The 15,075-nt window shown below is 64.1% G+C and carries 11 protein-coding genes and 1 tRNA gene; 11 read left to right on the top strand and 1 reads right to left on the bottom strand.

Features of this window, described 5'->3' with window-relative positions; genetic code table 11:
- Positions 1–3 precede the first annotated feature (3 nt).
- From K369_RS19665 to K369_RS24920, 10 genes are all read left to right on the top strand, one after another.
- Positions 4–1,584, top strand: coding sequence for a type VI secretion system ImpA family N-terminal domain-containing protein (locus K369_RS19665; protein WP_036293533.1), 1,581 nt, complete (start codon positions 4–6; stop codon positions 1,582–1,584).
- Positions 1,585–1,751: 167 nt separating this feature from the next.
- A complete protein-coding gene (tssB, locus tag K369_RS19660; protein ID WP_018267376.1) occupies positions 1,752–2,291 on the top strand; it encodes a type VI secretion system contractile sheath small subunit in 540 nt (179 codons plus the stop codon).
- Complete coding sequence (gene tssC / locus K369_RS19655) at positions 2,288–3,811, top strand: type VI secretion system contractile sheath large subunit (RefSeq protein ID WP_036293530.1); 1,524 nt, start codon at positions 2,288–2,290, stop codon at positions 3,809–3,811. The genes tssB and tssC overlap by 4 nt, the downstream gene beginning before the upstream one ends.
- Positions 3,812–3,882: 71 nt before the next feature.
- On the top strand, positions 3,883–4,365 hold the full coding sequence (locus tag K369_RS19650; protein ID WP_036293528.1) for a type VI secretion system tube protein Hcp: 483 nt from the start codon (positions 3,883–3,885) through the stop codon (positions 4,363–4,365).
- 94 nt (positions 4,366–4,459) lie between these two features.
- Entirely contained in the window at positions 4,460–5,035 is a 576-nt protein-coding gene (locus K369_RS19645) for a type VI secretion system baseplate subunit TssE (protein ID WP_084570750.1), read from the top strand.
- 3 nt (positions 5,036–5,038) lie between these two features.
- A complete protein-coding gene (tssF, locus tag K369_RS19640; RefSeq protein WP_036293524.1) occupies positions 5,039–7,003 on the top strand; it encodes a type VI secretion system baseplate subunit TssF in 1,965 nt (654 codons plus the stop codon).
- Positions 7,000–8,211 carry a type VI secretion system baseplate subunit TssG gene (tssG, locus tag K369_RS19635; protein WP_051949421.1) on the top strand — a complete coding sequence of 404 codons (1,212 nt, stop codon included), beginning with the start codon at positions 7,000–7,002 and terminating at the stop codon, positions 8,209–8,211. Before tssF ends, tssG begins: the two co-directional genes overlap by 4 nt.
- On the top strand, positions 8,208–10,847 hold the full coding sequence (tssH, locus tag K369_RS19630) for a type VI secretion system ATPase TssH (protein WP_036293522.1): 2,640 nt from the start codon (positions 8,208–8,210) through the stop codon (positions 10,845–10,847). The genes tssG and tssH overlap by 4 nt, the downstream gene beginning before the upstream one ends.
- A gap of 232 nt (positions 10,848–11,079) precedes the next feature.
- On the top strand, positions 11,080–12,408 hold the full coding sequence (locus tag K369_RS19625) for a tetratricopeptide repeat protein (RefSeq protein WP_036293520.1): 1,329 nt from the start codon (positions 11,080–11,082) through the stop codon (positions 12,406–12,408).
- Positions 12,409–12,421: 13 nt separating this feature from the next.
- Positions 12,422–13,843, top strand: a complete 1,422-nt coding sequence (locus K369_RS24920) for a FecR domain-containing protein (RefSeq protein ID WP_051949420.1) — start codon at positions 12,422–12,424, stop codon at positions 13,841–13,843.
- 205 nt (positions 13,844–14,048) lie between these two features.
- Here K369_RS24920 and K369_RS19615 read toward each other — a convergent pair.
- Positions 14,049–14,125: transfer RNA gene (locus tag K369_RS19615), tRNA-Arg, on the bottom strand.
- Positions 14,126–14,310: 185 nt separating this feature from the next.
- On the opposite strand from K369_RS19615, the gene K369_RS19610 reads away from it, so the two are divergent.
- Positions 14,311–15,075, top strand: coding sequence for an alpha/beta fold hydrolase (locus K369_RS19610; protein WP_036295950.1), 765 nt, complete (start codon positions 14,311–14,313; stop codon positions 15,073–15,075).

Raw genomic sequence — 15,075 nt, 5'->3', positions numbered from 1 at the left:
GCCATGGCGATCGTCGATCCGGCCTTTCTCTCGTCGCCCGTCTCCGAGGCGGATCCTTGCGGCCCCGATCTCGACGAGAACGGCGACGCCGCCTTCATGAATTTCTTCGCCTTCGCGCCGTTTCAACTTCCCGAGACCTTCTTTACCGACGGCCGGCCTTTCGACCCGACCGACAATGAATTCCGAGAAGCCATAGAATACATACCGGCGATGCTCGCCGATGTGATGAAGCGCACACGCGATCTGCGCCTCATGGTTTTTCTGGCGCGTCTCGCCATTCTCAAGCGCAACCTCGACGAGTTCGTCGACACGGTCGCAGCCATGGCGACCTTGCTGGAGCGCTATTGGGACGGCGTGCATCCGCGCCCCCGCGACGGATCGGTGAAGGCGCGCGCCGATATTCTCGACGAGCTCGACGGCTCTGTCGTGACGATCTCGCTGCAATTCGTCACGCTCCATACGGATCGGCGCAAGGGCAATATCGCTTTTCGCTCAACAGTGCTCGCCGAGCAGGAGAAGGCGGCCGAAGGCGCAGAGGGCGGCGAGAAGCCCGCGGGCGGCCGCATAGCGGCGATGACGCAGGAGCAGATCGTGCGCGTGCTCGCCGACGCCGGCGAGGAGGCCGTCGCGGCGACGCGCGCCAGCTTCCAGCGGCTCGAGGCGGCGCTGAAAAATATTCGCGCGCGTTTCGGCGAGCATACGAGCGGCGCGGAGACGCCCGAATTCGGCGCGCTGCTGAAGGTCGTCGGCGGCGTGCTGAGCTTCTTTTCATTGGCGTTTCCCGATCCGACGGCGCCGGAGCCGGAAGAGGAAGACGAAGCGGGCGGGGACGCGCCGCGCGGCGCCATCGCCTGCGCCGCCGACGCGCGCCGCGCGCTCGATGCGGCGAAGGATTATTTCTGCCTCTTCGAGCCGTCCAATCCCGCGCTGCCGCTGGTCGCGCAGGCGATCGTCCTGCAGGGCAAGACCTTCATAGAGGTGCTGGCCGCTCTGCTGCCCGAGCGTCACGCCTATGCGCAATTTTCGATCGGTGGCGAGAATCCGTTCAAGCTGGCCGTCGCGCCGCTCGGCGACATGACGCCGTCGCGCGCCGAATATTTCGACGAGCGCCAGACGCCGCGCAAGACGCGCCGTCGCGTCGCGCCGCCCACGCCTTTGCTGATCGAGGCGCCGTCCGTAGAGGCGCCTGCGCCCTTCGAGGAAGAGAGATCGGAGTTGGAGAGCGTAGAGCAAGAGGCGCAGGCGAGCGCGGAGGGGCCGGACGCGTCGATGAGCGACGCCCCGCAGGATGGTCTCGCGGAGACGAGCGAGATCGAGGCGCCGGATTCGATCGCCGTCGAGCCGGAGCAGGTCGAGCTGCAGCCGGAGGCGATCGACTATGCCGAGGATTATGAGATCGACGCTCCGAGCTTCTCGGCGACGACGCGTACGCAGGCCTTGCTGCTGCTGGACGATATAGCGCGCTACTTCCGCATCGCCGAACCGTCGAGCCCGATTCCTTGCCTCATCGATCGCGCCCGCGCGCTCGCCGACAAGGACTTCATCGCCGTGCTCGGCGCCGTGCTCGAACGCGAGGAGAGCTGACGGCCGTCGTAAGATTGACACGAGTGTGCGCCATCACACAGCGATTTTAAGCGGTTCGACGAGTATACGGAGGGCAGCGCGAACACGAGCCGACTCGGCGCGTCCACGGCTTGACAGTTTCGCGATGCTCGGCTTCTCTATCGCGAATTCATAAAGGATAATTGTATATGGCGAAGATGAGTGGGCAGAAATTCATCGCGCGCAATCGCCCCCCGCGAGTTCAAATCGAATATGTCGATCCGACCGCCGACGAGAAGGTCGAGCTTCCCTTCGTGATGGGCGTGCTGGCCGATCTCTCCGGCAACTCGCCCGGCCATGGCAAGGAAGACTTCGACAAGGGCACTGCGGCGACCCGCAAGTTCGTCGAGTTCGACATGGATAATTTCGACGAGCGCATGAGCTCAGAGCATGGCGTTCGTCCGGGCGTCAGCTTCCATGTCGACAACAAGCTCTCCGATCAGCCGGGCGAGAAGCTGAGCGTGAAGCTCGATTTCAAGAGCATGGCCGATTTCAGTCCCGCCGCCGTCGCCAAGCAGGTGCCGGTGCTCGCCGAGCTGCTCGAGGCGCGGCAAAAGCTCGCCAATCTGCGCGTCTATATGGACGGCAAGGATGCCGCCAACCAGCAATTGCGGGCTCTGCTGAAGGACCCGCAAAAGATGGAAGCGCTCAAGGAATTCCTCTCTGCGACCCGATCGGGCGACAAATGAGCGAGGCGCAAGTGACCACAGAGCTCACACAGACCGAAGCCGCTGTCGCCACGACGGGCGGCGAACTCGACGAATTTCTGCAATCGCTGAAGCAGAGTTTCAAGCCGCCGAAGGACGAATCGGCGGCCAAGGAGCAGAATGCGCGCGTCCAGGACGCGATCTCCATCTTTGTCAATCAGGCGTTGTCCAACACGGACGCCGTCATCAAGGACGATGTGCTCGACACGATCGAGCGGCTGATCGCCTCCATCGACGAGAAGCTGACGGCCCAGCTCAACGAGATCATCCACGCCGAGGAGTTCCAGAAGATCGAGAGCGCCTGGCGCGGGCTGCATCATCTCGTCTACAGCTCGGAGACGGATGCGACGCTGAAGATTCGTGTGCTGAACATCTCCAAGACCGAGCTCTATCAGCATCTGAAGGACTACCCAAAAGCGAAATGGGACCAGAGCGAGCTGTTCAAGCGAGTCTATGAGGAGGAATATGGCCAGCTCGGCGGCCAGCCTTATGGCGCGCTCGTCGGCGACTATTATTTCAGCCATCATCCGACCGATGTGCAGCTGCTGCGCGATCTCAGCAAGATCGCCGCGGCCGCCCATGCGCCTTTCATCACCGCCGCCGATCCGAGCCTGATGCGCATGGACAGCTGGAACGAGCTGTCCAATCCGCGCGACATCGGCAAGGTGTTCGACACGCCGGAATACGCCGCCTGGAAGAGCCTGCGCGATTCGGAGGACGCCAAATATCTCGGCCTCACTCTGCCGCGCGTGCTGGCGCGCCTGCCTTACGGCGCCGCGTCCGAGCCGGTGGAGGAATTCGGCTTCGAGGAAGACACCGACGGCCACAAGGGCGAGAATTACGCCTGGATGAACTCCGCCTATGCGATGGCGGCGAACATCACCCGCGCCTTCAAGGACCATGGCTGGTGCTCGCGCATTCGCGGCGTCGAATCGGGCGGCGAGGTCGAGGATTTGCCGACGCATACTTTCCCGACCGACGATGGCGGCGTCGATCTCAAATGCCCGACGGAGATCGCCATCAGCGACCGCCGCGAGGCGGAGCTGGCCAAGGCCGGGCTGATGCCGCTCATCCATCGCAAGAACACCGATCGCGCGGTGTTCATCGGCGCGCAATCGCTGGCGCGTCCGAAGGAATACAACAATGATCCGGACGCCACCGCCTCCAGCAATCTCGCGGCGCGCCTTCCTTACATGTTCGCGGTGTGTCGTTTCGCACATTATTTGAAGGTCATGGTGCGCGATAAGATTGGCTCCACCAAGGAGAAGGAGGAGCTGCAGAGATGGTTGCAGAACTGGATCGTCCAATATGTCGACGGCGACCCGACCAATTCGTCCGACGAGGTCAAGCGCAAGAAGCCTCTCGCCGGCGCGAAGATCACCATCGTCCCGAATGAGGAAAATCCAGGATATTATTCCGCGACATTCGAGTTGCGGCCCCATTATCAGCTGGAAGGCATGAATATCGGAATGCGCCTCGTGTCCCGTCTCCCGATCAAATAGGAAGACGGAGAGGATCGCGAAAAAGCGATTTCATGCATCGATCTTTCGAACCCGATCAAAGGATATAGACAATGGCGACCGATATTTTTCTCAAGTTCACTTCCAAGGTCGAAGGCGAATCCTCCGACAGCAAGCACAAGGGCGAGATCGAAATCTCGAGCTATGGATTCGGCGTGACCAATCAGGGCACCTCGGGTCACGGCGGCGGCGCCGGCGCCGGCAAGGCGGATTTCCAGGATCTGCATTTCACCAAATCCGTCGACAAATCCACGCCGAACCTGCTCAAATTCACCGCCGAGGGCAAGCATTTCGACGAGGCGCTGATCACCGTCCGCAAGGCCGGCGGCGGCCAGCAGGAATATCTCAAGATCACGCTCAACGATGTGTTCATCACCTCCTATCACAGCGACGGCCACAGCGGCGCGGTGCCGTCGGAGAGCTTCACGCTCAACTTCACCAAGGTGAAGCTGGAATACAGCCCGCAAAAGGCCGACGGCTCGCTGGAGCCCAGCATCAGCGGCGGCTACAATGTGAAAGAGAACAAATCGTTCTGACAATGAATGACGTGTCGGCGGCGCTCGCGCGACGAGGCCGCCGACCGTCGGTCGCATCGCTCGCCGCTACGCGAGGCCGCGCGGGAAAAGCTCAATGACCTCCTCGACGACGACGAGCGTTCGCCCGGCGGACCGGCTCAGCCCCCCTCTCATGCATGTGTTTCGCGCCGCGCATCGCGACCGCCGCGAGCAGGCGCGCGAGTCGGCGAAGCGCCAGACGCTCGCCCGCGAGGGCGGAACGCCGGAGGCGGAGCGCAAGACGCGGCCGCAACGCGCCCCCATCAATGAGCAGGAGCTGAAGGCGGAGGTCGAGCACGACGTCGCCGCGCTGATGAATCATGTCTCGATGGATTCGACGATCGATCTTTCGTCCTTCGCGCGCGTGCGCGGCTCCATCCTCAATTACGGCTTCCCCGATCTCGCCAATCGCACCATGGACGAGCTGGAGGCCCGCGATCTTCATGGCGAGATCATCGCTGTGCTGAAGCAATATGAGCCGCGCCTCGTTCCCGGCTCGGTGCGCGTCACGCGCGACCGCTCGCCGGAGGCGTTGCAGGAGATTCGTTATATCGTCGACGGCCATCTCCTCTGCCAGCCGCTGAACGTTCCCATCGAGTTCGTCGCAAAATTCGAGGAAACGACCGGCAAGCTGCATCTTGCGCGGCGCTGAGCGATGAACCGCGAATTCCTCGATCTCTATAATCGCGAGCTCGATCTCTTCTACGAGCACGCCGCCGAATTCGCGGAAGAATATCCCGAGATCGCCAAGCGTCTCGGCGGCCTCATTCGCGACCGCACCGATCCCATGGCCGCAGGCCTATTGGAAGGCGCCGCTTTTCTCGCCGCGCGCGTGCAATTGAAGATCAAGCACGAGTTTCCCGAATTCGCCAATAATCTCCTCGAGCAGCTGGTTCCGCATTATCTCGCGCCGACGCCCTCCGCCATGCTGGTGAAGGCGCTGCCGAAATACGGCGACTCCGCGCTCGCCGACGGACGCCTGTTTCCGCGCGGCGCGCAGATCGACGCTGCCTATCTCGAGGCCGATAAGGAGATCGCCTGCCGCTACACGCTGACGGCGCCGATCCGACTATGGCCCTTCTACATAAAATCCGCCGAATATTTCACCAGCGCCGCCGCGCTGCAGCCGCTCAAGATCAATGTGCGCCGCGAGACCGTCGCCGGCATGCGCATCACGCTCGTCGTCGCCGCGACGTCGGACCCAGCCGATGACGCGCGCGAAAAGGCCGCGCCGCCGCAGCCCTGGTCGTTGTTCAGCGACAATAAGGCGACGGAGCTGCCCTTCCATCTCGCCGGCGCCGAGGCGCACGCCAATGCGATCTATGAGCAGATCTTCGGCCATTGCACGGGCGTGTGGTTTCGTTACGTCGACGCCAATAATGACGCCACCGTCATAGAGGCGCCGAAGGACTGTCTTCGTCAGCTCGGCATGGATGAGCAGGAATCGCTGCTGCCGCGCGACGATCGCATCTTCCGCGGCTTCGATCTGCTGCATGAGTATTTCATGTTCTCGCGCAAGTTTCTCGGCTTCGAGCTCGCGCTCGATCGCGAGAAGGTGACGAGCCGCCTGCCCTCGCGTGTCATCGACATCGTCTTCGGCTTCGACGAGGTCAATAGCGCGCTGGCCGCCAGCGTGCAGAAGGACATGTTCGCGCTCTATGCGGCGCCGGCGGTCAATCTCTTCGAGATGGCGACCGATCGCGTCTCCATCAAAGCCAATCGGCACGAATATCATGTCGTGCCCGACAAGAGCCGCTATCTCGATTATGAGCCGCATCGGCTCATCGACGTCTTCGCGCATTTTCCCGGCAGCGTCGAAAAGCGCCCGGTGCGGCCGCTCTACGCCTCCTCGACCGATCTGCGCGAGAAGAACGCGCTGCAATACACCATCCGCCGCGCGCCGCGCCGACGCACGATCGAGGAGAAGCGCTACGGGCCAGCGGGCGATTATTTCGGCACGGATCTTTTCATTTCGCTGAGCGACACCGGCGCGCTGGACGAGAACATCGGGGTTGCGGAGCTGAGCATTCGCGCGCTCTGCTCCAATCGCCATTTGCCCGAGCATCTGCCGATCGGCCAGAACCGCGTCGATTTTCGCCTTGCCGACGATGTCGAGCTCGACCTCGTTTGCGTCGCCGGCCCGACGCGGCCGGGCGAGCCGCTCGTCTCCTATCAGCGACGCCGCGCCGAGACCGCGCATATGGGGACCGTCTCCTGGCGGCTCATCAATATGCTGAGCCTCAATCATCTCGGCCTCACGGAGCGCGAGGCGGGCGACAACGCCCGCGCGCTGCGCGAGATTTTGACGACCTTCACCGAGCCCAATGACGCCGCCGGCGAGAGGCGCGTGCGCGGCGTGCTGTCGGTGGACAGCCGGCCCGTCGTGCGGCGCATTCGTTGCGGCGGCGGCGTCGGTCCGGCGCGCGGCACGGAAGTGACCGTCACGCTGGACGAGAAGGCCTTCGAAGGAACCGGCGCCTTTCTGCTCGGCGCGATCCTCGATCGCTTCTATTGCGAATATGCCGCCTTCAATCATTTCACCCAGCTCGTTCTGCGAACGACCGAGCGCGGCGAGATCATGCGCTGGCCGGCGAGGCTCGGCGCGCGGAGGGCGCTTTGAGCTATTTCGAAAAAATGCGGCGCGAGCCCTGGCGCCATGATTTTCTCGACATGATGCGCCGCGTCGAGCGCAGCCTCGGCCAGCGGCTCGAGGGCGACAGCGTGTTCGCGCAGCCGCGTCCGCGTATCGGCGACAGCGCCACGCGCCGCGACGAGATCGTGCGGCTCGGCTCGGAGCAATTCGCGCGCGAGGTCGCCGTCTCCTTCGGGCAGGAGCCGTGGATGGCGTTTCCAGGCTCGACGCTGCGTGAGATCGCGCCGCGCTGGAACAGGCCGCTTCCGCCCGCCGACGTCATTGCGCGGGCGCAGACGCCGGCCGATCGCGTGCATATCGTCTCGGCCTTTCTCGGCCTGCTCGGCCCGCAGGGGCCGCTGCCCTATCATCTGACAGAGGAAGCTTTCGCCTATGCGCAGGCGGAGGATTTGTCTTTCATCCATTTCCTCGATCTCTTCAACAATCGCTTCATCCAATTGTTCTTCCGCGCCTGGGCCGATGCGCGTCCCATCGTGCAGGCGGACCGGCCGGAATATGACCGCTTCGGCGCCTATGTGACCTCCATGGTCGGCGTCGGCTCGCAGGCCTTCGACACGACGCCGGCGAAGCATGACGGCGCGCGTCGCGAGAGCTTCATACCGCAGGGCGTCGGGCTCTATGCGGGCCTGCTCGGCCCGCAGGTGAAATCCGCCTCGCGTCTGCGCCAAGCCATTCGCGGCATGTTGCGCGTCGAGACGGAGATCGACGAATTCATCGGCTCCTGGCTGGAGTTCGACGCGCGCGAGCGTTCGCATCTCGGCGGACGCAACAGCACGCTCGGCGTGGATTTCCTCGTCGGCGCCGCCTCCTTCAGCGTGCAGGACAAGATTCGCGTGCGGCTCTACGTCGCCGATATGGCGCAATATCGCAAATTCCTGCCGGTCGGCGACGATTGCGATCGGCTCGTCGATATTTTGTTTTTTTATGTCGGCGACGAGATCGATTGGGATGTCGAGCTCGCCGTGCCGGCGCGCTGCGTCGAGCCCATTCGGCTCACATCCGATTCCGCCGCGGGGCCGGCGGGCGGCGGGCGGCTCGGCTGGACGAGCTGGCTCGTCGACGAAAATGCATCGAGGAAAGACGGCTATCGGGCCGATGCGCGCTTCCAGCCTGCGGAGCGCAAGAGGCATGAGCGCGAAAAAGCCAGACGCGAAGCGGGGGCGATGAAACCATGACCGACATTGGACTCGAGACAGTCACCGGCAAGCTCAATCTCGTCGGATTCGAGACGATCGCCAAAGCGCATCGCCAAGCGAAAAGCCTCGGCAATCGTTATGTGGAGCTCGCGCATTGGCTGCTGCATATGCTGGAGAAGACAGGCTCCGACGTCGATGTGATCGCCGATCATTTCAATCTCGATCGCGCCAAGCTGCTTCTCGATGTGGAGCGCGCGATCGGCGCGCTGACGCCGAGCCAGACGGAGACGCCCTATTATTCCGGCGCGGTGATCGAGGCGCTCGATCGCGGCTGGCATTATTCCACGCTCTTCTTCGCCGAGGCGCAGATTCGCACCGGCCATGTGCTGGTCGGCGTGCTGAAGACGGATCGGCTGCGGGCCGCGCTGCTCGCCGTCTCGCGCGAATTCGCCAAGATCGCCGTCGATGCGCTGCTCGACGAGCATAAGAAGATTCTCGTGCGTTCGGACGAAGAGAATCTGCGTCCCATAGACGGCAGCGGCCTCGCGCCGACGAGCGGCGCCGGCGCCGCAGCGGGAGAGACGCGCGGCCAGACGGCGCTCGATCGCTTCTCGCAGGATTTGACCGCGCGCGCGCGCTCCGGCGAGATGGACCGCATATTGGGCCGTGACGAGGAGATCAGAAAAATCGTCGATGTGCTGATGCGTCGGCGGCAGAATAATCCGATCCTCACCGGCGAGGCCGGCGTCGGCAAGACGGCGGTGGTGGAAGGATTCGCGCAGGCGATCGTCTCCGGCGACGTGCCGCCGCCGCTGCGCGACGTCACTCTGCGCGCGCTCGATGTCGGCCTGCTGCAAGCCGGCGCCTCGATGAAGGGCGAGTTCGAGCAGCGGCTGCGCTCCGTCATCGACGAGGTGCAGAAATCGCCGAAGCCGATCATTCTCTTCATCGACGAAGCGCATACGCTGATCGGCGCCGGCGGCGCGGCCGGCACGGGCGACGCCGCCAATCTGCTGAAGCCGGCGCTCGCGCGCGGAACGCTGCGCACCATCGCCGCGACGACATGGAGCGAATATCGCCAATATTTCGAGAAGGACCCGGCGCTGACGCGGCGATTCCAGCCGATCCAGATCGACGAGCCGGACGCCGCGCGCGCGGCGGCGATGTTGCGCGGCATTCTCGCGCCCATGGAGAAGCATCATGGCGTGCGCATTTCCGACGCCGCCATCACCGCAGCCGTCGCGCTGTCGCAACGCTACATCCCCGCGCGGCAATTACCGGACAAGGCGGTGAGCCTGCTCGACACGGCGAGCGCGCGCGTCGCCATCAGCCAATCGACGACGCCCGCCGCCATCGCAGACAAGCGCGTCGAGATCGACCATCTCGCGCAGGAGAAGGCGGCACTGCTCGCCGATCGCGATCTCGGCGCCGACACACGCGCGCGTGTGAATGAGATCGACGATGCGATCGCCGCGGCGAAGGACCGGCTCGGCCTGCTGGAGAGCGCTTGGAGCAACGAGAAATCCATCGTCGACGAGGTGCGCTCGCTGCGCGAGATTCTCGCGCAGACGGAAGTGGAGAGCGCGCAAGAGAGCGAGCGCGCGAAGCTGAAAGAAAAGCTCGGAGCATTGGCCGCGCTCGACCCCGAGACGCGCGCCATTTATCCACATGTCGACGAGCAGGCGGTGGCCGCCGTCGTGTCGGATTGGACCGGCATTCCTGTCGGCCGCATGGTGAAGGACGAGATCGAGAACATCCTTCGTCTGCCGGAGATTTTGAACAAGCGCGTCGTCGGCCAAAGCCATGGCCTCGCGATGATTTCAAAGCGCATAGAGACCAATCGCGCGCGGCTCGACAATCCCAATAAGCCGATCGGCGTGTTCATGCTGTGCGGCCCCTCTGGCGTCGGCAAGACGGAGACGGCCTTAGCGCTCGCCGAGGCCATTTATGGCGGTGAGCAGAATATCATCACCATCAACATGTCGGAGTTTCAGGAGGCGCACACGGTCTCCACGCTGAAGGGCGCGCCTCCCGGCTATGTCGGCTATGGCGAGGGCGGCCGCCTCACCGAGGCGGTGCGTCGCAAGCCCTATAGCGTCGTGCTGCTCGACGAGATCGAGAAAGCGCATCCCGATGTGCATGAGATTTTCTTCCAGGTCTTCGACAAAGGGCAGATGGAGGACGGCTCGGGCCGGCGCATCGATTTCAAGAACACGCTCATCATCCTCACCTCCAATGTCGGAACCGATCTCATCATGGAGCTCGGCGCCGATCCCGCTTATCTCGACGATCCGGAAGCGCTCTCCGCCGCGCTGCGGCCGGAGCTGCAACGAGTCTTCCCGCCAGCGCTGCTCGGGCGCATCGTCGTCATTCCCTATTTCCCGCTGTCGCCGGATATGTTGTCCGGCATTGTGCGGCTGCAATTGAACCGCATCGGCAAGCGCATCGAGGAGAATCACAAGGCGGCCTTCGTCTATGACGACGCCGTGGTCGATCACATCGTCGGGCAATGCAATGATCCCGATTCCGGCGGGCGCATCATCGACAACATCATTACCAACACGCTGCTCCCCTCGCTCTCGCGCGAGTTCCTGAAGCGCTCGCTGGCGAAAGAGGAGCTGCGCGAGGCGCGAGTGACTGTGAGCGCGGGCGCTTTCGGCTTCGAATGGAGATGAGCCCGGGCCTCCGCGCAAGCGAGCCGTGACCGCTATTCGCCGCGACAGCCGAGTTCCTGGGCGCCCCACCCGTCCGGCTATCGGCCGACCCTGCTCCTGAAGGGGAGGGGCCGCCCGATTGCCCAACGGCCAAGGCCTCGGCTCTTGACGTAGCCCCAAAAATGTCGCAATTGAGCAAAGGTTTAGCAATAGAATAGCAATTTGTGCGGTATCCTCGTCGGGGCGGGCGTTCGTGGTAAAGAATAAAATCAGCGCTGTCGGCGTGATCGCGTGCATTGCTTGCTTCGGCGCTTCCGCCGAGCCGGCGCCCGAGCAATCGGAGCTGGAGCGCCTTGCGGCTCATGTCCGCACGCATCCGACCGACTACGAGCAGACCTTCGCCTATATTCGGCTCGCGACGGAGCTGCATGACGAGGCCGCGATCGGCGCGCTCGAGCGCTTGCTGATGTATAATCCGGCGCTCGGCCGCGCGCGCAAGGAGCTCGGCTTTCTCTATGCGCGCATCGGCGCCTATCAGAGCGCGGTCTATAATCTGCGCGCGGCGTTGAAATCGCCCGATCTCGATTCCGCGCAGAGAGCGCAGATCGAAGCGCAGCTCCCCGATATCGAAAGACGCACCCAGGCGAGCCGTCTCTCGGGAAATCTGCAGATCGGCGTGCGCACGCAGTCCAACGCCGCCTATCTGCCGTCGAGCGGCCTCTATGACGTCGGCGGCGTGCAGACGCCGGGCGGCGTCACCGGACGACAATCCGACGCCAATACTTTCGAGCAGGCGCAGCTGACGCACGATTATGATTTCCAGAATCAGCGCGGCGACACGTTGGAGACGCGCGGGCTAGCCTATGCGACGCAGCAATTCGCTCTGTCGCAATACAACGTCGCCTTGTTCTCGCTCTCCGTGGGGCCGCGCTTCGGCCTGTCGGAAATCGCGCCCGGCCTTTCGGTGAGGCCCCATGTCTCGGGCTCGGCCTCGCTCGTCGGCAATCTGAATTATCTCAACACGGGCGGCGCCGGCGTCAGCCTGCGTCAGATCTTCGGCGATCGGCTGTCGCTGGAGCCGGGCTTCGAATGGTCGCGGCTCTGGGTCAATTCGGGCTCCGCGTCGGGCGGCGCGCAGACGGTGGCGACGATCGCGAGCGGCGAGGTGCTCACCGGCTCGCTCGGCGTCAGCCTGCGCATTTTCGACAATGTGCGTCTGGAGGGACGCGGCGCCTTCTCGCGCGCTGCGGCCTATGTCGCGACGCAGGCCTCCGATCAATTCGACCTGCAGGCGATGTTGCGCGTGGAGGTCGATCCGCCGCTCGCGGAAATGCCGCGGCGATGGACCATCGCGCCCTACGCGCGCTTCACGCAGATCGCCTTCGACATCGCCAATCCCGCGCTCGATCCGTTCCGCGTGCGGCGTGACGACGCCTGGACCTATGGCCTCGCGCTGGACGCGCCGATAACGGCGGAATTGGGCGTCTCCGGCCATCTCGAGTTTCTGCGCAACGATTCGAACATTTCGAGCTTCAAGATGCAGAATGTTTCCTTGACCTTCGGGCCGACCGCGAAATTCTGACGAGGGGGAGGCGATGCGAAACCTGCACGGCGTGGCGCTCCTCGCGCTCATTGGGCTTTGCGCGACGAATGTCCGCGCGGATGTCGTCGGCAATGTCGGCGCGGTCAATCCAGCGGCGCAAGGAACGCCGCCCGGCGGTTCCGCCAAAGGATTGACGCTCGGCTATGGCGTCGTCGATCGCGAGCGCATCGACACCAAGACCGACGGCCGCGCGCAGATCGTCTTTCTCGACAAATCGACGCTGGGCGTCGGCGCGAACAGCTCGGTGACGATCGATCGTTTCGTCTATGATTCCGCCGCCGGCGCCGGCAAGCAGAGCCTCTCCATCACCAAGGGCGCGCTGCGTTTCATCGGCGGCGAGGTGAGCCATGGCGTCGGCATGGAGATCAAGACGCCCTCGGCGACGATCGCCGTGCGCGGCGGCATGGTGCTGGTGCGCGTCGGCGGCGCCGATTGCCGCGATATCGCGCGAGCGGGCGGCTGCGACGAGATCGTGCTGCTGAATGGCGTCGCCACCATCGTCACCGCCAAGGGGCGTCGCATCCGGCTGACCCGTCCGGGCTATGGCGTGGTCATCGGCTCGGGCGGCGAAGAGATGTCCGATCCGGCGCCGGCCGGCGAGGCGTCGATCGAAGGTTTCGACCAGCAATTCGCCAGCCTGCCGGGCCAAACGGGCGGCGCCAGCCTCGGCGCGCTGCCGACGGGCGCGCAGGCGCTCGCGCATCTCGGCGCGCTTCGGGAGCCCGATCGCACGCCTTGGGCCGGGCTCGGGGCGATCGGAGCGCATTGGGGCGGCGCCGGCATAGCGCAGAGCCGCGCGCAAACGAATAATCAGACCGTCGCGACGCAGACGCACCAGGCTCTCGCCGCCATCGTCGCCGCGCAGCACGCCCAGCACGCCGTCACGGGGGGCGGGACGGGCTCCTCCGGGGTAACGATCGATCCCGGCAATCCCGCGAGCGGCGCGGTGGGCGCGCTTTTCGCGGGCGGATTTTGCGTGTGGGGCTGCGTGACGCCGACTTTCGTCTCGCAGAGCGTTTCGGGAACGACGACCACCATCACGCTGCAGGCGACCTTTCCCGGCTATGGCTATTTCCTGATCGCTTTGTCGGTGAATGCGGCGAACATCAATTATGTCGCGGGCCAGACCTCGGCGTCCTTCAACGGCGCATTCGGCGCCACTATCGTCTATCATCCCGAGAGCGGCGCCGCGGCGCAGACGAACACCTATAATTTCGTGATCAATGAGCTTTTGAGCTGGTCCGGCGCGGTCTCGGCGAATGGCGCGCCGACGTCATTCACCGTCAGCGGCAGCGACACGCTGAATTTCGTGAATGCGGCCGGCATCGTCCTCGAGCCGCCGCCGACATCGACCAATTCATTCTTCAGCCTGCCGAACGGCTTCACGCAGACCTTCGAATTCTCCTATCCGTGACCGGCCGGCCGCCTTCGACGGCCGAGCCGCTCGCTCGCGAGTGATTTTCGGGGACGATCGAGAACGGTTCCGCGCGAATCGCAAAGCGCCCACGCGCGCTCCAGCCGAAGCCTACGCCGATTCGGCGCGGAAGCAGATTTGCGAGCAGCGCGGTCGCAGCCCGCGTCGAGCGCCGGCGCCTTGTCGTCCTGACTTTTCGGAAAAATGGCGCGCCCGAAGAGATTCGAACTCCTGACCCCCAGATTCGTAGTCTGGTGCTCTATCCAGCTGAGCTACGGGCGCCCTACGGTTCGTTCCGCGCCGCGAAGATGCGTCGAACCGATGGAGAGGTCGTTTAGCGGCTACGAGGCCGCTTGGCAATAGGAAGATATTTCCCCCGGCAAGACGCTTGCGCTGCCCTACGGCTGCGATAATTACCGACGATCCTGATGCCGACGCTCCTTGAATGTAATAAAATAGGATTGATGATGGACGAGTTCGGGTCGAATGGCGTGCAGATCGCCTATATCGATTTTCCGCCGCTGACGGAGGATCGTGGGGAGCCGATCGTTCTCATTCACGGCTTTGCCTCGACGCACGCCGTGAATTGGCTCTTTCCCCAATGGGTCAAGACTTTGACCGAGGATGGTCGGCGCGTCATCGTGCTGGACAATCGCGGCCACGGCCGCTCGGAGAAGATTTACGATCCCGCGGCCTATGATCTCGCGCTGATGGCCGGAGACGTCGCCAATCTGCTCGCGAGTCTCGGCGTCGCCCGCGCCGATGTGATGGGCTATTCCATGGGCGCGCGAATCGCCGTCACGCTGGCGCTGAACCATCCCGAGGTCGTCCGCTCGCTCGTGCTGGGCGGCATCGGCGCCAATCTCGTGACCACGGGCCTGCCGCGCGGCCTGGCCGAGGCCATGGAGGCCGAGCGCATAGAGGATATCGACGATCCGCTGCTGAAGATGTTCCGCGGCTTCGCCGAGGCCACGCGCGCCGATCTGCCCTCTCTCGCCGCATGCGCGCGCGGCCCGAATCAGACCGTCGACCGCGCCCGGCTCGCCGCGATCACGGTTCCCGTGCTGATCTGCGTCGGCACGCGCGACGAGGTGGCCGGCGATCCGCATCCGCTCGAGCCGCTGTTCCCGGACGCCCATATCGTCGATATCCCCGGCCGCGATCATAATCGCGCCGTCGGCGACCGCGTCTTCAAGCAGGCGGTGCTCGATTTCCTCGCGCAGCGGGAATAG

The sequence above is a fragment of the Methylosinus sp. PW1 genome (genome assembly GCF_000745215.1).
In the GTDB taxonomy this organism is placed as follows: Bacteria; Pseudomonadota; Alphaproteobacteria; order Rhizobiales; family Beijerinckiaceae; genus Methylosinus.
This window is presented reverse-complemented; position numbering and strand designations above follow the sequence as displayed.